We start from the raw sequence: 352 nt of genomic DNA on the forward strand, positions 1-352 counted from the left end.
GCACGGCGATTATCGTGTCGCACGACCGCGAATTTCTCGACGGATTGGTGTCGAAAGTGTATGAATTTGGCGGCGGAAAAGTAGTGGAACACTTGGGCGGCATCTACGATTTCTTGGAGAAAAAGAAACTCGACACGCTGCAACAATTGGAGGTTTCCGCCAAAACACCCGCGTCGCCCAACGAACCCAAATCCGAAGTTTCGGAAAACAAACTCTCGTATCAGGAGCAAAAAGAACTGAACCGCCAAGTCCGAAAAATCGAAAAGCAAATAGAAGAAGCCGAAAATAAAATTGCCGCGCTCGAACAGGAAATTACCAATTTGGAAACGCAACTCGCCACGCCCGAAGGCGC

1 pseudogene is annotated in these 352 nt (G+C 49.1%); it reads left to right on the top strand.

The features are described 5' to 3' along the window. Positions 1 to 352: pseudogene (locus tag A6X21_RS06260) on the top strand (ABC transporter ATP-binding protein); the annotation flags it as partial.

This window comes from Planctopirus hydrillae (assembly GCF_001707835.1).
In the GTDB taxonomy this organism is placed as follows: Bacteria; Planctomycetota; Planctomycetia; order Planctomycetales; family Planctomycetaceae; genus Planctopirus; species Planctopirus hydrillae.